Source organism: Streptomyces sp. NPDC050658 (assembly GCF_044457025.1).
In the GTDB taxonomy this organism is placed as follows: domain Bacteria; phylum Actinomycetota; class Actinomycetes; order Streptomycetales; family Streptomycetaceae; genus Streptomyces.
On record NZ_JBITGM010000004.1, the window covers coordinates 472,531 to 493,964 of the forward strand.

Genomic DNA, 21,434 nt, shown 5'->3' on the forward strand with positions numbered 1-21,434 from the left:
CGCCCACGGTGCGCGGGCCCGTCGCGGCTTGACAAAGATATTTGCCGGGGCGGCAAATGGAGGGATGAGCGACGACGATCTCGCGGAGGTGCTGACCGCCGTCGGGCCGCGTTTGAAGGCGTTCCGCACCGCGCGGGGCACCACCCTGGCCGCGCTCAGCGAGCGGACCGGGATCTCCCTGAGCACGCTCTCCCGGCTGGAGAGCGGTCTGCGCGAGCCGAGCCTGAAGCATCTGCTGCCGCTGGCGAAGGCGCACGGCGTGCCGCTGGACGAGCTGGTCGGCGCGCCCGCCACCGGTGATCCCCGCGTCCATGCCCGGCCCTTCACCCGCCAGGGCAGGACGTGGGTGCCGCTGACCCGGCATCTGGGCGGGCTGCACGCGTACAAGCTGGTCCTGCCCGTCGGCAAGAAGCCGGAGCCCGGCACCCGCCCCGAACAGGGGGTACACGAGGGGTACGAGTGGCTCTATGTCCTGTCCGGCCGGCTGCTGCTGGCCCTGGGCGAGCACGATCTCGTCCTGACCGCGGGCGAGGCGGCCGAGTTCGACACACGGACCCCGCACGGCTTCACCAACGCGGGCGATCATCCGGTCGAGTTCCTGGCGCTGTTCGGGGCGCAGGGCGAGCGGGTGCACGTACGGGTCAGGCCCACGCCGAAGACCTGACCCGCACCGGTCCGCCGCGGGCCGCTCAGTACGCGACGCTGATCCGCGCCCGCGGGTTGGCGCCCTTCTCCAGCTCGTCCACGAACGCGATCGCGTAGTCCTCGGCGGTGATCCGGCTGTTCCCCTCGGCGTCGGCCAGGAGCTGGTCGCCGCCGATCCGGAAGGTGCCGGTGCGCTCGCCGGGCTCGATGAGGGCGGCCGGGGAGACGTACGTCCAGTCGACGTCGCCCGCCGTGCGGTAGAAACCGAGGGCGTCGCGCTGGGCGAGGCTCTCCGCCTTGTAGGCGTCGGGGAAGTCCGGCTGGTCGACGAGGGCCTGGCCGGGGGCGATCTCCAGGCTGCCCGCGCCGCCGACGACGACCAGGCGGCGGACTCCCCCTGCGCGTACGCCGTCGACGAGCGCCCTGTTCGTGGCGAGGAACGGCTCGCTGGGCGCGGAGCCGTCGCGCGGCGGGGCGAGCGCGGAGCCCACCGCGTCGTGCCCGGCGGCCAGTTCGGCGACCACGGCCGGGTCCGAGGCGTCGCCGGTGACGGCGGCCGCGGTGCCGACCGCCTTGCCGGAGCGGCTGACGGCGGTGACCTCGTGGCCGCGGGACAGGGCCTCGGCGGCGATGCGGGAGCCGACCATGCCGGTGGCGCCGAAGAGGAGGATACGCATGGGTTCTTCTCGCTTCTCTCGGGAGCAGATCGATTCCTGTTTCCGTCTGCACCTTCGAAGCTACGGGCGTCTACGCAGGTGAGTCGGGTGCGCCTGCGACGTCGTATGGTCAGAATCCGACACGCTACGGATGGGGCGCGCCCTGCCCCCGCATCGCGCCCCGGAAGTCGATCGGCGTCTGCCCGGTCCGCTTGTGGAAGAACTTGCTGAAGTTGGTCGCACTGGAGAAGCCGAGCCGGTCGGCGATCCTGGCCGCGGGCTGATCGCTGTGCGCGAGCAGCCGCTTGGCCTCGAGGACCACCCGGCGGTCGATGAACTCCTTGGCGCCGACCCCGGCCCCGGCGAGCGTGGCGCGGGAGAGGGTGCGCGTCGAGTAGCCGAGGGCGGCGGCGTAGTCGTCGAGCCGTCGGCTGCGGCTGAAGTCCCGCTCGACCGCGTCCCGGAAGCGCAGGAAGGTCTCCCCCGGCTCGGGCCCCGCGGAGTCGGGCGCGGACACATGGGCGACGCGCAGGACGAGTACGTCGAGCAGATGCCGCAGGACCGCCACATGGACATCGAGCGGCAGCCCGCCCAAGGCGTGGAACTCCCGCTCCAGGTGGGCGACGGCGACGCGCAATCCCTCGGCGTCGGCACCGGCGGGGACCCGCACGGGCGGCGCGTACGCGTCGTCGACCCCGGCGGCGACGGCCGCCGAGGGGTCGAGGAACTCCCGCTCGAAGAAGACGACCGTGCCCTCGGCCCCGTCGAGGTCCCCCCACTGGTGGACCTGTCCTGGCCGCACCCAGAGCCAGCCGCCCGGTTCCAGGACGTAGTCGGTGAAGTCCACCATGTGGGCGAGGGAGCCGGAGCGCACGGTGAGCAGATGGTGGAAGTCGGGGCGCTGCGGCCTGCGCATGCGGTCCGCGGGTCCGCCGCGGGCCCGCTCGCGCAGGGCGGCGAGCGACAGCACCTCCACCGGGGCGGGGGTGCCGGCCGGGGCGGCGAAGACGACCTCGGGGATGTCGCCCGCGGCCGCCTGTCGAAAGGTGCACGTCATAGGTCCTCGATACCACCCGCGACGGCCGCCCGTGCGGTCACGGCGTCGCCTGCGCCCCGATGAACTCGTCCCAGCTCGCGACGGTTCCCGCGGCCGGCGCGGCGACCTCCGGCACGGCGCCGAAGTCCGAGTACACCTCGTTGAGCTCCTCGCGGCCCTTCGAACCGTCGCCGGTCTCACGGGACTTGAGGACGAGGTCGTCCTTGCCGACCCACAGGTCGATCACGACGGAGGTCAGGCCCTGCTTCCGCGCGCCCTCCACATAGGCGTCGCGCACGTCCTTGTCGAGGGCGGCGCCGGTGTACCGGGCCAGTTCCTTCAGGACGACCGTGCCTCGGTAGTGGTCGGCGGGGCGTCCGCCGACCTTCTCCTCGGCGACCCACTTCGTGGACTTCGTCGCGGCGAGCGCGCCCGTGAACTCGGGGACGTACCCGGCCGCGCGCGAAGCGCCGATGACGCCGGTGTCCATGCGGTACCACTTCTTGCCGGGCACCTTGTCCGTCTTCACATACGTCGCGCCGTCCACCGCGACCATGTGGCTGATGCCGGTCGGGTTGGCCGACGACTTCGTCACCCAGGCCTTGATGACCGTGGCCGCGGGCTTCTTCTGGTAGAGCATCTCCGACCGGTCCGAGCCGCCGTGGCCCGTCTGGACCGTCTTGTACGAGGTCTGCGCACCGGTCTTCTCCGCCGCCGCGAGCAGCACGGCCCGCGCGTCGGTCCGCTCGTCGTGCGCCCCGGCGCTCTTGTCCTTCCCCTGCCCCTTGCCCGTGTCGCCGCGACCGGCGCCGGTGTCAGCGCCGCATCCCGCGACCGTCATCGTGAGCGCCGCCCCCACGGCTGCCGTCACGATGCCCCTCCCCATTGCGCGCACTGTGCTCCTTTTCCCGTCGGTCGTGCCAGTTGTGCCGAATTCCCGCGATCCTAGCCGTCCTCGCAGGTGAGCCCGGCGAGCAGCTCGGCGACCTGCCCTCCGCAGCACTCGGCGTGCCCGGCGTCTCCGTACGCCGTCCTGGCCTCCTCCCAGTGGCCGCGCGCCGCGTCCGGCCGGTCCGTCGCGACGGCGAGGCGGCCGAGGTGCTGGAGGGTGCGGGCCCGGCCGATCTCGTTGCCGACCTGCCGGTACGCGTCGAGCGCGTGCCCGAACCAGTCCTCCGCCCCCTTCTGGTCGCCCTGCCCCCGCGCCGTGTTGCCCAGGTTGAACAGCGTGTGGCCGGTGGTCTGCCGGTCATCGAGCTCGCGGAACAGCGGCAGGGCGGCGGAGTAGTGCCGCGCCGCGTCGGCGTACCGTCCGGCGCGGCGGGCGGCCGTGCCCATGCTGTGCAGCGTCCTGGCCTCGCCCGCCCGGTCGGCCAGTTCCCGGTACCCGTCGAGCGCCGCCGTGAAGGCGGCCAGCGCCCGTCCGTAGTCCTGCTTGTGCTTGAGGAAGTCACCCTTGTTGTAGAGGGCGAGCGCCCGCTGTGCGGGGTCCGTGCCGGAGCGGGCGAACCGCACCGCCATGTCGCACACCTCCAGACCTGCGGCCCAGTCCTGGCGTCGGCGCAGGAACCAGCTGACGTTGTGCGCGAGCGGCAGCACCACCCCCGTCCGGCCGTGCTGCTGGGCCAGTTGCAGCGCCGCGCGCAGGTTGAGCCGCTCGGTGTCCAGCCACTCCTCCGTCGCCTCGTCGCGCGAACCGGCCCGCGCCGCCGTGACCAGCCGCTCCACGGCGTCCTGCGCGCTGTCCCGGTAGTGGGCGAGGAGGCCGTCGACGGCGGCCCCGACGCCCGCCCCGTCGTCCTCCTCCCGGCGGCGCCGCTCGGCGAAGAGCCGCAGCAGGTCGTGGAAGCGGACCCAGCCGCGGGGTTCGCCCGGCTCGATCATGTGGGCGTCCCGCAGGGCCCGCAGCTGCCGCCGCGCCCGGGGCAGCGAGGCGCCGGTGAGCGCCGCGGCGGCGGCCACGCTCACCTGCTGGCCGAGGTTGAGCGAGAGCAGCCGGAAGGTGCGGGCCTCGTCGGGGGCGAGCCGGGCGTACGACAGCTCGAAGGCGGCGGCGACCGACGGACGGTCCCCGTACGCCAGCTCTTCCAGACGCGTGGCGCGGTCGCGGAGCGCGGCGGCGAGTTCGCCGACCGACTGGTCCGGGTCGCCCGCGAGGATCGATGCCACGACGGCGAGCGCGAGCGGGAGGTGCCCGCACAGGTCGGCGAGATCGCGCACGGCGTCCGGTTCGTCCCGGACGCGGTCGTCGTCGGGCCTGCGGACGCGCAGGGTACGGGTGATCAGCGCGGCGGCCTCGTCCGGTTCCAGTACGCCGATGTCCACGATCCGCGATCCGGGCAGATCCCCGAGGGTGTGCCGGCTGGTGACGAGCACGCGGTGCAGCGGCGATGCGGGCAGCAGCGGGCCGATCTGCTCGGTCGACGAGGCGTTGTCGAGGAAGACCAGGGCGGCGCCGTGCCGGGAGGCGACGTCGGCGAGCTTGGAGCGGTACAGGGAGAGGCGGCCTTCGTAGGTGGGCGGGAAGAGTTCGTCGGGGACGCCGAGGGCGCCGAGGAAGACGGAGAGCGCGGTGTCGGGGCGCAGGGCGCGGTCGGCGTCGTACCCCTGGAGGTTGACGAAGAGCACACCGCCGGGGAACCAGCCGTTCGCCACCGCGTCGTGGGCGGCGCGCACCGCGAGGGCGGTCTTGCCGACGCCCGCGGTGCCGGCCAGCGTGGACACCAGGAGCGGCGAGGAACCGGAGTCGGGGCGCAGCGCGGCGGTGACGGCGCGCAGGGCCGCGTCGCGGCCGGTGAACTCCGGCACGTCCGGGGGCAGGCCCGCCAGCGCGGTGGGCGCGGCGGGAGCGGTGGGCACGGCGGGAGCGGTGGGGGCGAGGTGCAACTCCCCTATGTGGCCCGCCTGGACGACCGTGCCGCTGACGGTTCCGCTCAGATCGTTGGACGACTCGTTCACCGTCTCTTTGTAGCCCAACGGGGCTCCGGGCAGGAGGGTTGTGTGCGATCTCCGTCCGCCGGCCGCCGGCCGCCGCCGGAGGTGCCACCAGTTGTTGTCCGGTTCCCACAGGTCCGGTGGTCGGTTGCTGGCCGGGGGCCGCCCCCTTCCTGCGTGTGGGGCCGGGTGAGGATGGGCGGGTGATCACACCCCTGGACGATGTGTACGCCGAGGACGCCACGGGCACCGAGGACGCCGCGGCCCCCTTGGACCCCGCCGATCCCGCGTTCGCGCGCGACCCGTACCCGTACTACGCGCGCCTTCGCGACCAGGGCCCCGCCGTGCGGGTGCCGCTCGCGAACGGCACGCACGCCTGGCTCGTCACCGGGTACGAGGAGACGCGGGCCGTCCTCGCGGACCCGCGTTTCTCGAACGTGCCGCCGCCGGGCGCGGGCCGCCCGAAGGCCGACTCGCCCGCACAGCGGGCCCGCGCCTGTCTGGCCCGGCACATGCTCAACTCCGACGCGCCCGATCACACCCGGCTGCGCAGGCTGACCGCCGCCGCGTTCACGCCGCGCCGCGTCGACGCGCTGCGGCCCCGTATCGAGGAGCTGACCGCCGGTCTCCTGGACGACGTGGCGGACCGGCTGCGGCGCGAGGGGACCGCGGACCTCGTGGACGCCTTCGCCTTCCCGCTGCCGGTCCTGGTGATCGGCGAGGTGCTCGGGGTGCCGGAGGCCGACCGGGCGGACCTGCGGGACTGGACCTACCGGGTCGGCTCGCCCGCCGACGCGCTCGCGGCGGGCGCGGTCGACGAGGCCTGGACGCGGCTGCACGGCTACTTCACCGGGCTCATCGCGCGCAAGCGCCGCGCGCCGGGCCCCGATCTGTTCAGCGCGCTGACGCACGACGCGACGGAGGGCGGGCTCGACGACGGCGAGCTGCTCGCCATGGCGTTCCTGCTGCTGTTCGCGGGTTACGAGACGACGATGAACCTCCTCGCGTCGGCGTCCCTGCTGCTGCTCGGCCACCCCGGCGAACTGGCCGCCGCCCGCCGCGATCCCGCCCGCTGGCCGGCCGTCGTCGAGGAGACCCTGCGGCACGCGAGCCCGCTGGAGGGCACGACGTGGCGGCGGACGACGGAGCCGGTGGACCTCGGCTCGGGCACGGTCATACCCGGGGGCGCGTCGGTCCTCGCCGTGCTCGCCGCCGCCAATCGCGACCCCCGGCACTTCGCGGAGCCGGACGCCTTCCGTCCGGACCGCTATCTGGCCGGCGGCACCCGGACGGCGCCGCACGCCGCCTTCGGCCACGGCCCGCACTTCTGCGTGGGGTCGCGCCTGGCCCGCCTGGAGGCCGCGGTCGCCCTGCCCCGTCTCTTCGACGCCTTCCCCGGACTGCGGCTGACGGCGGACCCGGAGCAACTGCCGTACCGGCCTGGGCTGTTGGTGCGTGGTCCGCGCCATGTGCCGGTCGGGCTGCCCGACTGAGCAGCCCTGGAACGGGCGCCTCAGCGCGAGAACAGCAGCGCGTCCCCCACCGCCCGCTCGGTGCCGTCCGACGGCGAGTTGATCACCTCGCCGTTGACCGCCATGGCGACCGAACCGCCGCCGTCCAGCGCCATGGCCCGCACCGCGCCGAGCGACTTCATCAGTTCCGCGCCCTCATTGAGCCCGAATCCGTCGCTGCTGCCGGGCTGCCGTCCGTCGACGGCGACGACCAGCAGGCGGCCCCGCCCGTCGACGCCGAGCAGCGCCCGCGGATTGCGCTTGAGGCCCCATGTGTACGCGAAGGAGGGGTCGCCGGTCCGCTCGATGCCGTCGGCGCCGTAGTTCACGGCCACCTTTCCGTCCCGCACCAGCTCGGGTCCGCCGTTGACGATGTCGTCCTGCGGGCCGAGGCGCAGGGTGCGACCGCGCTCGTCGCGGATCTGCCGGTCCACCTTCAGGGTGCCGCCCGGCTTCGCGTGCGTACGCAGCCAGGTGGCGCCGTCGCCGATGCCCGCGAGGACGCTGCCGCCCGACGGCACGTCGCCGCCCTGCGGGCGCAGCTCGCGGACCCGGCCGCGCGCGTCGAGCACGGCCTCCACACCGGCGCCGGCCGGGGTCGGGGCGCCCAGTTCGTCGGTGAACTCGACGATCTCGTCGGGGTCGGCGCAGGTCACGTCGTGCTGGGGCCGCTGGGTCGGGGTGTCGCCGCCGACGCCGCCGCAGTTGCGCACAAGGCCGGGCACCCGGTTGACGCCGTCCACGACCGCGGACGCCTTGCCCGCGCGGACCCGGAGCGCGGTGCTCAGCTTCTTGAACTCGGGGCGCAGTCCGTCGCCGCGCAGCACCGCGGCGACCCGGCCGTTCGTGGCGGCGCTCTGCAACTCGCCGTCGTACGCGGCGATTCCGGCCGACGCTCCCGGCACGCCGTCCTTGGCCTCCATGACGAAGAAGCCCGCGTTGACGCCGAGCAGCGCGTCGTCGGCCGTGGCCATGTCGGACACCTTCTCGCGTCCGGCGACCGCGGTGCCGTAGCTCGCCTTCAGCGTTCCGCCGTACCGCTTCGGGTCGACGATCGCCACCTTGACGCGGGCGATTCCGGTGCCGGGCGTGCCGTCGGCGCCGGTCCACTCGGTGAGCGCGTCGAAGCCCCGGGCGGCCAGCTCCTTCCGGCGGGCGTCGGCATCGGCGCGGGTGCCGTACTCGCCGACGCGTACGCGGACGCCGATCAGCCCTTCGCGATCGGCGCCCTGCGGCCAGGCGACGCGCTCGGTGCGGGCGCCGCCGAAGCCTGCCCCGTCGAGCCGTGCGGCGAGCGCCTCCGCGTCCTGCTCCGGGGCGAGGTGGGCGCCGTTCGCGCGCACGGTCACCGTCCAGTGGTCGGCTCCCGGCCGGCCCGCGACCGTCCCCTGGTAGAGGTCGACCCCAGCGGCGAGCGCGTCGTGCCGCCAGCCTTCGAGGGGGCTCGGGACGGCTCCGGTCGGAACCGCTCCCGTCGGGGCGGCGACGGCACCGCGGGCGATGAGGCCCGCCGTGGCGACGGCGACCACCGACGCCCTGACGACGGTTCTGATCGGGCGGCGTGCTGGGGCCACGAGAACTCCTCGGTCGAGTACGCGATGTCCTGCGCAGCGAACGCGAGTTCGCGGACGGCAGCTGATCTCTCGCGTAAATACCAGAAGTCCGCGCGGAAAACACGGTGGCTCACACGGCGCCGGTCAGGACAACTCCCGTACCACCTCGCGCACTTGCACCGCGACGGAGTCCGGCAGCGGCGCGTAGTTGATCCCGGACAGCAGCCGCTGTCCCTCGTCGCCCGCCGTGTAGGTCAGGAAGGACTTCAGCGCGGGCAGCGTCTCGGGCCGGTTCCCCTTGTCGCACACGATCTCGTACGTGACCTGGGAGATCGGGTACGCGCCTTCGGCGGTGAGGCCGTATCGGAACTTCAGGGTCAGGTCCTTGCCCTGCCCGACGACCCGCGCCGCTGCGATGCCTGCGGAGGCGGTCTCCGGGGTCGGGGCGACGGGTTCGTCCGCTCCCGTGTCGATGCTGACGGTCTTGACCTGGTCGCCCGCGGCGAAGGACAGCTCGAAGTAGCCGATGGTGCCGAAGCTGGCGTTGACCTGCTCGACGACGTTGCTGGATCCGCTGGCCGATCCGCCGCCCTTGCCCTGCCAGGACTTCTTCGCCGGGTACGGCCAGGTCTCCGGGGCGGCGCCGGCGAGGTACGCCTGGAAGTTCTGTGTGGTGCCCGAGTCGTCCGACCGGTGCAGTGGCCGCACGGGGATGGACGGCAGGTCGGTGCCGGGGTTCAGCTCCTGGATCTCGGGGTCGTCCCAGCGGGTGATCCGCGAGTCGAAGATCTTGCCGAGGGTCCGCGCGTCGAGCACAAGGTCGTCCACGCCGGGCAGGTTGTAGCCGATCGCGATGGAGCCGCCGACCATCGGCAGATTGATCACCCTGCCGTCGGGGCAGACGCCCGGCGCCTGGTGTGCCTCCGCGGGCTTGAGCGCGCTGTCGGAACCGCCGAACGCGGTGGCGCCCCGCAGGAACTGGGCGCCGCCCGCGCCCGAGCCGAGCGGGTTGTAGGCGATCTGCACGTCGGGGCAGGCCCGCTGGTACTGCTTGATCCAGTACTTCATCACGTTCTGCTGGGCGCTCGACCCCGAACCCGCGACCTGCGCCTTCCCCTCGGCGCAGTCGATCCGGGGCAGTGGGGAGGGGCTCTTGGACGCGGTCGCCTTGTCGTCGTCGCCGAGGCCGATGGCCCCGCATCCCGCCAGCGACAGCACCACCGCCATGGCGGCCGAAGCGACCGCGGCGATCGATGAGTTGGTACGTGTCGGGCGTGGGCGCTGCACCGTTCTCCCCCTGGAGCTACCGCATATGGAACCGGATGCTCTAGATGCTCGCCGATCTTGGGGGCCCGCCGGGTGAATCCAAGGCGAACATCGGGCGACACCCGGTCGTCCGGAGGGCGAGCGGGGGCCGACGGTCACGGGCGAGCGGGGCCCTGCGGCCACGGGCGAGCGGGGGGCCGACGGTCACGGGCGAGCAGGGGGGCCGACCGCAGCGGGCGTGCTCAGCCGGTCTGCGACTGCCCGAGCCGATCGCGCAGGGTCCCGGCGAACTCCTCGGCCCGCGCCAGCTGCGTACGCAACTTGCCGACCTGCTCGGCGGCGGCGCGCTCGAAGCGCCGGACGCGCTCGACGAGTTGCTCCCGCTCCTCCCCGGTCAGTTCCTCGCCCGAGTCGAGGCGGTCGGTGGCCGACAGCAGGTCGCACATCTCGTCCAGCGTGAAGCCGAGCGGTTTCATACGGCGGATGACCACGAGGCGTGTGACGTCGGCCTCGGTGTAGAGGCGGAAGCCGCCCTGTGAGCGGGCGGAGGGGGTGACGAGTCCGGTCTCCTCGTAGTGCCGGATCGTCCGCAGCGACAGTTCGGTGCGCGCGGCGACCTCGCCGATCTGCATGTGTCTGCCGCTCACGCGGGCCTCTCCGTGCGTGCTGCTCACGCGGCCGTCTCCCTGTGTCCGCTGCCGGGTCGGGGACGACCGGCTCCGATCTCTACCCTCACGTCAGGGTAGAGTACCGGGGTGCCGGGCCCGATTCCGCCGTCCCGCCACGGACATCACGCACACCGCCGATCGCCCCGGTGTGCCCGAGCACGACAGGTTTCCGCTCTCTTGGCCTCCTCCGCACCGTCCCCGGCCGCGCGGCTGCGCGACGCCCTTCCGCCCCCGAAGGTGCTGCGCACCGAGGTCCTCGCCGGTCTCGTCGTCGCTCTCGCGCTGATCCCCGAGGCGATCTCCTTCTCCGTCATCGCCGGTGTCGATCCGGCGATCGGTCTGTTCGCCTCGTTCACGATGGCGGTCACGACGGCGGTCGTCGGCGGGCGGCCCGCGATGATCTCCGCGGCGACCGGTGCCGTCGCCCTGGTCATCGCTCCCCTCAATCGCGAGCACGGCTTCGGTTATCTGATCGCCGGAGTGATCCTCGCCGGTGTCTTCCAGATCGCGCTCGGGGCGCTGGGCGTGGCGAAACTGCTGCGGTTCGTGCCGCGCTCGGTGATGGTCGGCTTCGTCAACTCCCTCGCCATCCTGGTCTTCATGGCGCAGGTGCCGGAGATGCACGACGTGCCGTGGGCCGTCTATCCGCTGATCCTCGGCGGTCTCGCGCTGATGGTGTTCTTCCCGAAGGTCACCACGGTGGTCCCCGCGCCGCTGGTCTCCATCATCATCCTCACGGTGATCACGGTGGCGGCGGGCATCGCGGTGCCGACCGTCGGCGACAAGGGGGAGCTGCCGTCGGCGCTGCCGGTGCCCGGGCTTCCCGATGTCCCGTTCACGCTGGACACGCTGACGACGGTCGCGCCCTACGCGTTCGCCATGGCGCTCGTCGGTCTGATGGAGTCCCTGATGACCGCGAAGCTCGTCGACGACATCACGGACACCCGCTCCTCCAAGACCCGTGAGTCGATCGGCCAGGGCATCGCCAACATCGTCACCGGCTTCCTCGGCGGCATGGGCGGCTGCGCGGTGATCGGCCAGACGATGATCAACGTCCGGGTCGCCGGCGCCCGCACCCGCCTTTCGACGTTCCTCGCGGGCGCCTTCCTCATGGTCCTGTGCATCGTCTTCGGGCCGGTGGTCTCCGAGATACCCATGGCCGCCCTGGTCGCCGTGATGCTGATGGTCTGCTTCGCGGCCTTCGACTGGCACTCGATCGCGCCCAAGACGCTGAGGCGGATGCCCGCGGGCGAGATCACGGTGATGGTGCTCACCGTCGTGTGCGTGGTCGCCACGCACAATCTCGCCGTCGGCGTGATCGTCGGGTCGATCACCGCGATGGTCGTCTTCGCCAAGCGCGTCGCCCACTTCGCCGAGGTCACCGCGGTGACCGACCCGGACGGAAGTCGGGTCGTCTACTCCGTCACGGGCGAGCTCTTCTTCGCCTCGTCGAACGATCTGGTGACGCAGTTCGCGTACGCCACCGATCCCGACGAGGTCGTCGTCGACCTGTCCGACGCGCACATCTGGGATGCCTCCAGTGTCGCCGCGCTGGACGCCGTCACCCACAAGTACGAGCAGCGCGGCAAGACGGTGGAGATCGTCGGCCTCAACCGGCCGAGCGCCGAGATGCATGAGCGGCTCAGCGGGGGTTTGACCGGCGGCCACTGATGACCGTCTGGCCGTAGGTGGCGGCCTGGCCGGTCCGCAAGGCCGCCGTTCCGGCCACACTCACTCCCACGGGTGCAGCCCGGCCACGGCACATGTTTTCCTGACCGCATGGATGTAGTTGCCACGAGCGTCGTCGCCGTTCTCGGTACCCTGCTGGGTGCCGGGCTGACTCATCTGTTGCAGCACCGGACGGCGTTACGGGCGGAGCAGTTCACCCGTGACGAGCGTCTGCGGCAGGAACGGATCGACGCCTACTGCGCGTTCGGCGGCGCCCTCGCGAACTACCGCCGCGGACAGATGGACTACTGGTTCGGCCGGCACGACGGCCGGGTCAGGGAAGAGGCCGAGCTGCACGAACTGCGCCGCGAGTCACAGCGGTTGCGGGCGGTGGCGATGGAGGCCATGTTCCGCGCCGAGCTGCTCACCGACGCGCCGAACCTGGCCGCGCTGGGCAGGGACGCGCTGAAGGCGGTGGACGACATGCCCACCGCCGAGACGCGGAACGAGCTGCAGGGCGTGCGGGAGACCTCGCGTACGCTGATCTATGGCTTCATCGAGGCCTCGCGCTCCCACATACCCGGCCTGACCGAGGAGGCGCAGCTCACCCGGTAGCGCAGCTCACCCGGTAGCGCCACTCCCCCCGTGGCCCGCCGGACGCGCCGTGAGCGTGAACCCCGGCGCGGCGGCCTCGGCAGGGGTCAGGGCCGCTCCCCTGCCGAGCAGGCGGCGCGCCGCGATGTGGTCCCTGGGACGGTTGACGGACTCGACCGCCCGCAGCCGCTCCCCCTGGAAGAGCAGCACCGAGAACGCGTCGGGGTCGTCGCCGAGCACCACCTCGGCGTCGTGGCCCTCGCCGACTCCCGCGATCTGTACGGTCGTCGAGAACTGGACGCTCCAGAACCAGGGCAGTTCGTCGTAGTCGCGCGGCGCCCCGGTCAACCGGTCGGCGACAAGCCGGGCATGGCCCGCGGCGTTCTGCACCGACTCGAGCCGCAGCCGCTTGCCTGAGCGAGCCAGCGGGAAGGCCGCGCAGTCCCCGATGGCCGAGACGCACGGATCGGCGGTCAGCAGCCGGGAGTCGACGGTGATGCCACCGGCCACCGGAAGCCCGGCGGCTGCCGCGAGTTCCGCGCGCGGGGTGACACCGAGACCCAACAGGATTAGATCTGCCGGGAGTTCACTTCCGTCGACCAGCTCCACCGCCGCCACGGCACCCTTCCGGTCCCCGCGGACGGCGGCCACCGCCCCGCCGAACAGCAGCCGGGTCCCCGCCTTCTGGTGCAGCCGCGTGAAGTGCTCCGCGGTGCGTGCGCCGACGGCGCGGGCCAGCGGCCGGTCGAGCGCCTCGACGACCGTCACCTCGCGGCCCGACTCCCTTGCCACCGCCGCGAATTCGAGCCCGATGAACCCTGCGCCGACCACCACCGCATGCCGCGCGGCGGCCAGCGAGGCCCGCAGCGCGGCGGCGTCGCGCGCGGTGCGCAGGGTGTGGACGCCGCGCAGCCCGGCGCCCGGCACGGCGAGCGTGCGCGGCCTGGCGCCGGTGGCGAGGACGAGATGGCCGTAGTCGTACGCGGCACCGTCGGCGAGGCGGACGGTGCGCCCGGCCCGGTCGATCTCGGTGACGGTGCCCGCGACCAGGTCGATCCCGTGGCGTACGTAGTACGCGGCGGGCCGCAGCCACAGCTGTTCGTCGCCGGTCGCGGACGCGGCGCCCTTCAGGTACGCCTTGGAGAGCGGGGGGCGTTCGTACGGCAGGGCGTCCTCGGCGCTGATGAGCGTGACGCGCCCCCGGTAGCCGCGCTCGCGCAGCGTCGCCGCCGTCTGGTAGCCGCCCTGCCCCGCGCCCACGATCACGACGGAGGCGGGCGGTGTGTGGTCCGCCATCAGTTCTGCCGCTCGGGGAGCCGGACGACAAGGCCGTCCAGGTCGCCGGTGACCGGGAGTTGGCAGCTCAGCCTGGATTCGGGCCGGCGCGGGGACGCGGTGAAGTCGAGCATGTCGTCCTCGTCGGGCCCTGCGGGTTCCAGCTTGCCGAGGCCCGCCGCGTCCACGTAGACGTGGCAGGTGGCGCACTGCGCGTTGCCGCCGCACTGGGCGACGACTCCGTCGATGTCGTTGAAGACGGCGCCGCGCATGACGCTCGTGCCGAGGGGGACGTCGACCGTCGTCGGGATGCCGTCGACGGCGACATAGGTGATCTTGGGCATGGCGGAACTCCTCGATGGTGTCCGGCGGCACGCGGGGGCGCGGCGGGGCACGGACACCGGTCACGGTGAAAGGGGGAGGTCGGGATGGTTCCGGTGGGGGACGCGACACCCCTGCCGTAACTCGCCGCCCGCCACCGGCCGTTCGGACACGCGACGTCCTGGGCCGTGGATCGGGCAGCGCGTCGCAACGTACCAGAGGAGTTCCGCGCGCGCTACGAGGGATCGGCGGAGCGGTCGCGGCGCGGGTCCGGCAGATGATGGGTCATCAGAGGTCTGCTCGCGACGAACTCACGGAACTTCAGGGCGGCTTCGGACAGGTGCGCATCACGGTTCCACACCAGCGTGAGCACCCGGTCGCAACCGGGCGCGGCCACGTGCACCCAGGCGACCGGGACGCGGGTGTGGGTGCCGGCCTGCCGGGACACCGCCGGGATGAGGCCGATGCCGAGGCCCGCGCTGATCATGTCCTGGCTCGCGCCCGGTTCGTCGCCCTCGCAGGACACCAGCGGCGTGAGCCCCTCGGCCGCGAACAGCCGGTCGAGCAGGGTGCGTTGCCAGTGGCCGGTGCGGGTGGTGACGAAGGGCTCGTCGGCGATCTCCCGGATCGTCACGCTCTCCCGCCCGTCGAGCCGGTGCCCGTAGGGAACCGCGAGCAGCACCTCCTCGCGGGCCAGCTCGACCGACTCCAGGTGCGATCCGGTCAGCGGCTGCGACGCCACGCAGAAGTCGACCTCCCTGGCCCGCAGCTGACGGTCCATCTCCTCCGCCGTCGACTGGAAGAGCCGCACGTCGGCACGTGGGTAGGTGCCGCGGAAGCTGCCGAGGAGCGGGGTGACGGTCAGGAGGGTCTCGGAGGCGACGCTGACCCGGCCGAGCCCGGTGTCGCGGGCCTCACGGACGGCCCTGCGCCCGTCGTCGAGTTCGCTCAGGGCGCGGTCGACGTGGCGCAGGAAGATCACGCCGTACTGGTTGAGCCGGATGCGGCGGCCCTGCCGGTCGAAGAGCGGGGAGCCCAGCTCGGCCTCCAGGCGCGCGATGGTGCGGCTGACGGAGGGCTGGGCGACGCGCAACTCCTCGGCGGCGCGGCTGATGTGCTCGTAACGGGCGACGGCCTGGAAGTAGCGCAACTGCAGAAGATCCACGATCCACCTTCACTTATGCCTGCCGGGTCATCATCACATGGCCGATTCGGTCTTGGAATGCATAAGCGGTTTCTCCCTACGGTCGTCGTCGGGGTCACCGCGCAGCTGACGGGCCACGTCGCCCGGCGGCTGCACACGCGACGCGGGGACCCCGCATCCGTCCACCGTCCCTTCCCAGGAAGGTCGCACCATGAGCGCTGCGGATCTGGCCCGGCTCCAGTTCGCGGCCACGACCGGCATCCACTGGCTGTTCGTGATCCTCACCATGGGACTCGTCCCTCTGGTGGCGGTCATGCACACCCGGGCCGCGTTCACCCGTGATCCCGTCAAGCGAGCCGTCCGGGAGCGCATGACGCGCTTCTGGGGTCAGCTCTACGTCATCAACTACGCGGTCGGCATCGTGACCGGCCTCGTCATGGAGTTCCAGTTCGGGCTCAGCTGGAGCGGCCTGAGCAAGTTCGCGGGCAATGTCTTCGGCGCCCCGCTGGCGCTGGAGACCCTCATCGCCTTCTTCGCCGAGTCCACCTTCCTCGGCATGTGGATCTTCGGCTGGGGCCGGCTGCGCAGGGGCGTCCATGTGACGCTCATCTGGCTGGTCGCCCTGACCGCGTACGCCTCCGCGTACTGGATCCTCGTCGCCAACGGCTTCATGCAGCATCCCGTGGGTCACGAAGTCCGGGACGGCGCCGCCTACTTGACCGACTTCGGGGCGCTGCTCACCAATTCCAGCGCCCTGGTCGCCCTCGGCCATGTCGCCCTCGGCGCGCTGACGACGGGCGGCGTCTTCGTCGCCGGGGTCAGCGCCCACCACTTCCTGCGGCACACGAAGGAGACCGAGCTGTTCCGCGGCTCGCTGCGCCTGGGGCTCTGGGTGGCGATGGTCGCCTCGTTCTTCGTCGTCGTGGTCGGCGAACTGCAACGGCCCGTGATCGAGCGGACCCAGCCGATGAAGCACGCGGTCCTGGAGAACAGCGGCGTCGCCGAGCTGCAGGCGCGGCTCGTCCGGGAGCACGGACCCGGCGACTATGTGCCCTGGCAGGACACCGTGCGGATCTCGATGGACGTGATGACGCTCATCGGCAACACCGTCTCCACCATCACGTTCGTCGCGGTCATCCTGCTGTGGAAGGACCGTCTTGTGCGGTGGCGCTGGGCCTCGTGGGTCCTGGTGGCGATGGTCCCGTTCCCCTTCATCGCCTCCGTGGGCGGCTGGGTCGTACGCGAGGTGGGGCGCCAACCCTGGCTGGTGTACGGCGAGTTGACGGTCGAGGACGCTCTCTCCCCGGTCGGCAGGGGCTCACTGATCGTGTCCTGCACCGTGTTCGTCGCGATCTTCGTCGCGCTCGCGGTGACGAACTGGACCCTGATCACCAGATTCGCCCGGCGCGGCCCCGACGCCACTCAGCTCGGCGCCACCGAGCCGCTCCCCGAGGAGCGGAAACCGGCGCTGACCTTCTAGGAAAGTTGACCGACATGAGTCTGGAGACTCTCTGGCTGGCCCTCCTCGGCCTGCTGCTCGCCGGGTACTTCGTGCTCGGCGGCTACGACTACGGCGTACAGATGCTGCATCCGCTCCTCAGGCGCGGCACGGAGCAATCAGTTCAAGAGGCGGCACACCCCGGCCGGAGCGCCGCCCTCGACGCCATCGCCCCGTTCTTCCTCGGCAACGAGGTCTGGCTCGTCGCCTTCACCGGCGTCCTGTTCGGCGCCTTCCCGCATCTGGAGGGCACACTGCTGTCCGGCCTGTATCCGCTGATCGTGGCGATCCTCGCGGGGCTCGTCCTCGGCAACGCCGCGATCCAGCTGCGCGGCCGATCGCGCGGCGCTCGCGGCCGCCGGTGGTGGGACGCGCTGATCGTGTTCGGCGGCGCGCTGCCCGCCCTGTGCTGGGGGCTCGTCCTGGGCCTGCTGCTGCACGGCGTGCCCCGGCGGGCCGACGGCAGCTTCCACATCGGGGCCGGCGACGTGCTCACACCGTTCGTGCTGGCCTGCGGGGTGAGCACCGCGCTGCTCTTCGCGGCGCACGGTGCGGTGTTCGTCGCCCTGCGCTCGACACCCGAACTCGCCGCACGGGCCCGGCACTTGGGTGCCGAGCTGCTGTGCGGGGCGGGCGCGGTGGGTGCTCTCCCGGTCCTCCTGACGCTCTTCGGCGCGGGCGCCTCGATGACGAATCCCGCGCCCTCGGCGGTGATCGCCGCGCTGTTCGCCGCGGCGCTCGCCGGGGCCTGGTGGTTCCTCGCCCGGGGGCGGCATGCGCCGGCGTTCGCTGCCACTTCCTGCGCGACCGCGCTGCCGGTGCTGCTCGTGGGGTTCGGCCACTATCCGTACGTCCTGATCAGCTCGGCGGGTACGGGGATGACGATCGGTCAGGCAGCGACGGACGACGCCACGTTGAAGATCCTGAGCGCCTTCGGCGTCGTCCTGGTCCCCGTGATCCTGGCGTATCAGTCGTGGAGCTGGTGGGCCTTCAGGGGGCGGACCGGCCGCCGTCACCCCAGCTACTTCTGAGCGGCGCGAGAACGAGAGGAAGGCCGCAGAATGAAACCCGTCGAACGCCGCCTGCTGCGCGAAGTCCCCGCGCTGCGACGGCACATGACGTGCTCGGCTGCCCTGGCACTGCTCGCCGCCGGACTCGTGGTCGCCCAGGCGGTGCTGCTCGCGGCGGTACTGGCGGACGGTTTCGCCGGGTACGGGACCGCCCTCGCGCCGCTGCTCGCGCTGGGCGGCGTCATGGCGCTGCGGGCGCTGCTGACGTGGGTCCGCGGGGTGCTCGCGGAGCGCGTCGCGGCCGAGGCCAAGCGGGCGCTGCGGGACCGGATCACCGGGCGGCTGCGCACCGCCGGACCGCTGCGGCTCGCGGCCGGGCGGCACGGCGAGACGGCCACGCTGCTCACCCGCGGCCTGGACGCCCTCGATCCGTACGTCGTCGGCCGTCTGCCCACGATGGCCGCCACAGCCGTGGTGCCCCTGACGATCGTCGGCTGGCTGGCGTGGACCGACTGGACCTCGGCGCTGATCATCGTGGTGACGCTGCCGCTGATCCCCGTGTTCGGGGCGCTGGTCGGCCTGCACACCGCGCGGCGCACCGCCGGACAGTGGCGGCTCCTCGCCCGCCTCGGCGGTCACTTCCTGGACGTGGTGGCGGGACTGCCGACGCTGAAGGCCTTCGGCCGCGAGCGGCATCAGGCCCGTGTGGTGCGCGAGATGGCGGACGCCCACCGCCGGGCCACCATGCGGACGCTGCGCGTGGCGTTCCTGTCCTCCCTCGTCCTGGAGACGGTCGCCACCCTCTCCGTTGCGCTGGTCGCCGTCCCCCTGGGCCTGCGGCTGCTCGCCGGCGAGGTGGAGCTGCGCACGGCGCTGACCGTCCTGTTCCTCGCCCCCGAGGCGTATCTCCCGTTGCGTGCCCTGGGCGGGGCGTTCCACGACAGCGCGGAGGGCGTCACGGTGGCCGAGCGCGTCTTCGCCGTACTCGACGAAGCGGACGAGCCGCATGCGGGGCGCTCGTCGGCCCATGCGCCGACGCCGGACGCCCGTACGGCAGCCCTGCGCCTGCACGCGGTCACGGTCCGGTACGCGGACCGCGCCGAACCCGCCCTCCACCAGGTCTCCCTCGCCGTCCGCCCCGGCGAGCACGTGGCCCTGATCGGCCCGAGCGGCGCGGGCAAGTCGACGCTGCTCGCGCTGCTGCTCGGCTTCGTGACCCCCACGACGGGCCGGGTCACGGTCGGCGGCACCGGCCTCGCGGACCTCGACGCCGACGCGTGGCGCGACCGGGTGGCGTGGGTGCCGCAGCGCCCGCACCTGTTCGCCGCGTCCGTCGCGGACAACATCCGCCTCGGGCGGCCCGCCGCGAGCGACGCCGAGGTTCGCCGCGCGGCGCGCGCCGCCTGCGCCGACCGCTTCATCGAGGAGTTGCCGCAGGGGTACGGCACACCGCTGGGCGAGCAGGGCGCCGGGCTCTCCGCCGGTCAGCGCCAACGGATCGCGCTGGCCCGCGCGTTCCTCAAGGACGCCCCCGTCCTGCTGCTCGACGAACCCACCGCCCACCTGGACCCGGAGAGCGAGTCGGCCGTCACCCGCGCGACCCTCGCCCTGATGCGCGACCGGACGTCCGTCGTGGTCGCCCACCGCCCGGCCCTGCTGCCGCACGCCGACCGGATCATCACGGTGCGAGCGGGAACCCTGACCGCCGCGCAGCCGACGCCGACTCCTCCGGAGGGGCTGATGGCCTCATGACCACGCTCCGTCTCCTGGCTCATCTCCTCCCCCACTGGCGCAGGCTGCTGCCCGCCGCGCTCGCCGCCGCCGGGAGCGAAGTGGCCGGTGCCGCGTTGCTGGGCACCGCCGCCTGGCTCATCACGCGGGCCGCCGAGCAGCCGCCGATCGCCTCCGTGGGCCTCGCCGTCGTCGTCGTACGTGCCCTGGCCCTCGGGCGCGGGGCGTTGCGCTACGTCGACCGGCTGCTCGGGCACGACGGGGTGCTGCGGGCCGTCGCGGGGTTCCGCGGGCGGGTGTACGACGCGCTGGTGCCGCTCGCCCCGGCCGGCACTCCCGCCTTTCGCGGCGGCGATCTGCTGACCCGCCTCGTGGACGACGTCGATGCCGTCCAGGACCTGTTGCTGCGGGTGCTCATTCCGGCCTTCGCGGCCTGCGCGGTCACCGTGGCCGCCACCGGGACGGCCGCGCTGCTGCTGCCGCAGGCAGGCCTCCTGCTCGGCGCCGCGCTCGCCGTCGCGGGGCTCCTGGTGCCCGCCCTGGTGCTCACGCTGTCCCGGCGTGCGGGCCGTGCCGAGAAGGGCGCGCGTGCCGAACTCGCCACGGCCACCCTGGACTTGACCCGAGGCGCGGCGGATCTGGCCGCGTACGGAGCGCGCGGGCGCGCCCATGAGCGGGCCCGCCGCGCCGCCGGCCGGATCGCCGCCCTGGAGCGCGGCAAGGCCCTGACGACCTCGCTCGCCTCGACTTCGGTGCTGCTGCTCCAGGGCGGTACGACGGTCGGCGTCACCCTGCTCGCGCTGCGCGCGCATACGGCCGGTGCGCTGTCCGCCGTACATCTGACGGTGCTCGCGGTGCTCGCGCTGATCTCCTTCGAGGCGCTCACGCCGCTGCCCGCCGCCGCCCGGCACCTTGCCGGGGTACGCGCCTGCGCGCACCGGCTCGCCGAACTCCTCGACACCCGGCCGACGGTCACCGATCCGCCCGCCCCGGTCCCGCTGCCCGTCGGCGAACCGCTCGGCGTGCGCGTCGAAGGGCTGCGGGTGCGGCACCGCGCCGAAGGACCGCCCGCCCTGGACGGGGTGAGCCTGCGACTGCCGCCCGGCAGCCGGACCGTGCTCCTCGGCGCCAGCGGTTCGGGGAAGTCGACGCTCGTCGCGGCGTTGATGCGCTGCGTGCCGTACGAGGCCGGGAGCATCCTGGTCGGCGGGCGCGAGCTGCGCGACTGCGCGGGGGCCGACGTCCGCCGGGTGATCACCGGGGTGACCCAGGACGCGCACGTCTTCCACACCACGATCCGCGCGAATCTGCTCCTGGCCCGCCCCGAGGCCACGGACGCCGAGCTGCGCGAAGCGGCCCGCCGCGCCCGGCTCCTGGACTGGGTCGAGTCACTGCCCGAGCGCTGGGACACCCTGCTCGGCGCGGACGGCGCCGCGATGTCGGGCGGTCAGCGGCAACGACTGCTGCTCGCCCGCGCGTTGCTGGCCGATCCGCCCGTACTCGTCCTCGACGAACCCACCGAGGGGCTCGACCCGGACACCGCGGCCGCCGTGCTCGCCGACATCCTCGACGCGACGCGCGGCCGCACCACGCTCCTGGTCACCCACGAGCGTGCGGGCCTCGCCGCGGCCGACCGGATCGTGCTCGTCGACCGCGGCAGGGCCCGTACCGTCACGACTGAGGCGGCCCCTCCTGGCCCTGGTCCCGGCCAAGCTGCTCCTTGAGCTTGTCCTGGGCGGTGTCGACCTGGCTGCTGTACTTGCCCTGGGTCTTCTCGTCGACGAAGTCGCCCGCCTTGTCGACACCCTTGCCGGCCTGGTCTTCGTGGCCCTTGAGCATCTGCTTGAGCTTGTCCATCACTGACATGGGGAACCTTCCTCTGTGCGTCGCCCCCACATCCAGGGTCGCCGCACCGGGCGCGGTC

Annotated in this window: 19 protein-coding genes; 8 read left to right on the forward strand and 11 right to left on the reverse strand. The window is 73.0% G+C overall.

What is annotated here, in order from left to right:
- Window positions 1-64 precede the first annotated feature (64 nt).
- Window positions 65-664, forward strand: coding sequence for a helix-turn-helix transcriptional regulator (locus tag ACIBKX_RS17720; protein ID WP_363274064.1), 600 nt, complete (start codon window positions 65-67; stop codon window positions 662-664).
- Between the two features lie 25 nt (window positions 665-689).
- On the opposite strand, the gene ACIBKX_RS17725 is transcribed toward ACIBKX_RS17720, so the two are convergent.
- The 4 genes from ACIBKX_RS17725 to ACIBKX_RS17740 form a co-directional block, all read right to left on the reverse strand.
- Entirely contained in the window at window positions 690-1,322 is a 633-nt protein-coding gene (locus ACIBKX_RS17725) for an NAD(P)-dependent oxidoreductase (protein ID WP_363274065.1), read from the reverse strand.
- A gap of 124 nt (window positions 1,323-1,446) precedes the next feature.
- The gene (locus ACIBKX_RS17730) at window positions 1,447-2,358 is read right to left on the reverse strand and encodes an AraC family transcriptional regulator (protein WP_363274066.1); all 912 of its coding nucleotides are present in this window, start codon (window positions 2,356-2,358) and stop codon (window positions 1,447-1,449) included.
- Between the two features lie 37 nt (window positions 2,359-2,395).
- Window positions 2,396-3,208, reverse strand: coding sequence for a hypothetical protein (locus tag ACIBKX_RS17735; protein WP_363274067.1), 813 nt, complete (start codon window positions 3,206-3,208; stop codon window positions 2,396-2,398).
- 74 nt (window positions 3,209-3,282) lie between these two features.
- Window positions 3,283-5,295: a tetratricopeptide repeat protein gene (locus tag ACIBKX_RS17740; RefSeq protein ID WP_363274068.1), complete on the reverse strand. Its 2,013-nt coding sequence runs from the start codon at window positions 5,293-5,295 to the stop codon at window positions 3,283-3,285.
- Between the two features lie 179 nt (window positions 5,296-5,474).
- Here ACIBKX_RS17740 and ACIBKX_RS17745 point away from each other — a divergent pair, with 179 nt between their 5' ends.
- Window positions 5,475-6,764, forward strand: a complete 1,290-nt coding sequence (locus ACIBKX_RS17745) for a cytochrome P450 (protein WP_363274069.1) — start codon at window positions 5,475-5,477, stop codon at window positions 6,762-6,764.
- A gap of 20 nt (window positions 6,765-6,784) precedes the next feature.
- On the opposite strand, the gene ACIBKX_RS17750 is transcribed toward ACIBKX_RS17745, so the two are convergent.
- The 3 genes from ACIBKX_RS17750 to ACIBKX_RS17760 all read right to left on the reverse strand — a co-directional run bounded on the left by ACIBKX_RS17750 (window position 6,785) and on the right by ACIBKX_RS17760 (window position 10,248).
- On the reverse strand, window positions 6,785-8,356 hold the full coding sequence (locus ACIBKX_RS17750; RefSeq protein ID WP_363274070.1) for a phosphodiester glycosidase family protein: 1,572 nt from the start codon (window positions 8,354-8,356) through the stop codon (window positions 6,785-6,787).
- A 123-nt stretch (window positions 8,357-8,479) separates the two neighbouring features.
- Entirely contained in the window at window positions 8,480-9,562 is a 1,083-nt protein-coding gene (gene pstS, locus ACIBKX_RS17755; RefSeq protein ID WP_399375832.1) for a phosphate ABC transporter substrate-binding protein PstS, read from the reverse strand.
- Between the two features lie 281 nt (window positions 9,563-9,843).
- On the reverse strand, window positions 9,844-10,248 hold the full coding sequence (locus ACIBKX_RS17760) for a MerR family transcriptional regulator (RefSeq protein WP_363274228.1): 405 nt from the start codon (window positions 10,246-10,248) through the stop codon (window positions 9,844-9,846).
- A 198-nt stretch (window positions 10,249-10,446) separates the two neighbouring features.
- Between ACIBKX_RS17760 and ACIBKX_RS17765 the strand changes: the two genes are divergently transcribed.
- Window positions 10,447-11,940 (forward strand): SulP family inorganic anion transporter, encoded by a 1,494-nt coding sequence (locus tag ACIBKX_RS17765; protein ID WP_363274072.1) that lies wholly within the window; start codon window positions 10,447-10,449, stop codon window positions 11,938-11,940.
- Window positions 11,941-12,048: 108 nt separating this feature from the next.
- A complete protein-coding gene (locus tag ACIBKX_RS17770) occupies window positions 12,049-12,552 on the forward strand; it encodes a hypothetical protein (protein WP_363274074.1) in 504 nt (167 codons plus the stop codon).
- A 6-nt stretch (window positions 12,553-12,558) separates the two neighbouring features.
- On the opposite strand, the gene ACIBKX_RS17775 is transcribed toward ACIBKX_RS17770, so the two are convergent.
- From ACIBKX_RS17775 to ACIBKX_RS17785, 3 genes are all read right to left on the reverse strand, one after another.
- Entirely contained in the window at window positions 12,559-13,827 is a 1,269-nt protein-coding gene (locus ACIBKX_RS17775) for an FAD-dependent oxidoreductase (protein ID WP_363274076.1), read from the reverse strand.
- Complete coding sequence (locus ACIBKX_RS17780; RefSeq protein WP_363274077.1) at window positions 13,827-14,150, reverse strand: 2Fe-2S iron-sulfur cluster-binding protein; 324 nt, start codon at window positions 14,148-14,150, stop codon at window positions 13,827-13,829. The genes ACIBKX_RS17775 and ACIBKX_RS17780 overlap by 1 nt, the downstream gene beginning before the upstream one ends.
- A gap of 212 nt (window positions 14,151-14,362) precedes the next feature.
- Window positions 14,363-15,292: a LysR substrate-binding domain-containing protein gene (locus ACIBKX_RS17785; RefSeq protein WP_363274078.1), complete on the reverse strand. Its 930-nt coding sequence runs from the start codon at window positions 15,290-15,292 to the stop codon at window positions 14,363-14,365.
- Between the two features lie 190 nt (window positions 15,293-15,482).
- Between ACIBKX_RS17785 and ACIBKX_RS17790 the strand changes: the two genes are divergently transcribed.
- The 4 genes from ACIBKX_RS17790 to cydC are packed head-to-tail and all read left to right on the forward strand — an operon-like array spanning window position 15,483 to window position 21,234.
- Window positions 15,483-16,751 (forward strand): cytochrome ubiquinol oxidase subunit I, encoded by a 1,269-nt coding sequence (locus tag ACIBKX_RS17790; protein ID WP_363274080.1) that lies wholly within the window; start codon window positions 15,483-15,485, stop codon window positions 16,749-16,751.
- Between the two features lie 14 nt (window positions 16,752-16,765).
- The gene (gene cydB / locus ACIBKX_RS17795) at window positions 16,766-17,800 is read left to right on the forward strand and encodes a cytochrome d ubiquinol oxidase subunit II (protein ID WP_363274081.1); all 1,035 of its coding nucleotides are present in this window, start codon (window positions 16,766-16,768) and stop codon (window positions 17,798-17,800) included.
- Window positions 17,801-17,830: 30 nt separating this feature from the next.
- Window positions 17,831-19,531 (forward strand): thiol reductant ABC exporter subunit CydD, encoded by a 1,701-nt coding sequence (gene cydD / locus ACIBKX_RS17800; protein WP_363274082.1) that lies wholly within the window; start codon window positions 17,831-17,833, stop codon window positions 19,529-19,531.
- Window positions 19,528-21,234 carry a thiol reductant ABC exporter subunit CydC gene (cydC, locus tag ACIBKX_RS17805; RefSeq protein WP_363274084.1) on the forward strand — a complete coding sequence of 569 codons (1,707 nt, stop codon included), beginning with the start codon at window positions 19,528-19,530 and terminating at the stop codon, window positions 21,232-21,234. The genes cydD and cydC overlap by 4 nt, the downstream gene beginning before the upstream one ends.
- On the opposite strand, the gene ACIBKX_RS17810 is transcribed toward cydC, so the two are convergent.
- Entirely contained in the window at window positions 21,182-21,376 is a 195-nt protein-coding gene (locus ACIBKX_RS17810) for an antitoxin (RefSeq protein WP_363274085.1), read from the reverse strand. The two genes, cydC and ACIBKX_RS17810, sit on opposite strands and share 53 nt — an antisense overlap.
- Window positions 21,377-21,434: the final 58 nt, after the last annotated feature.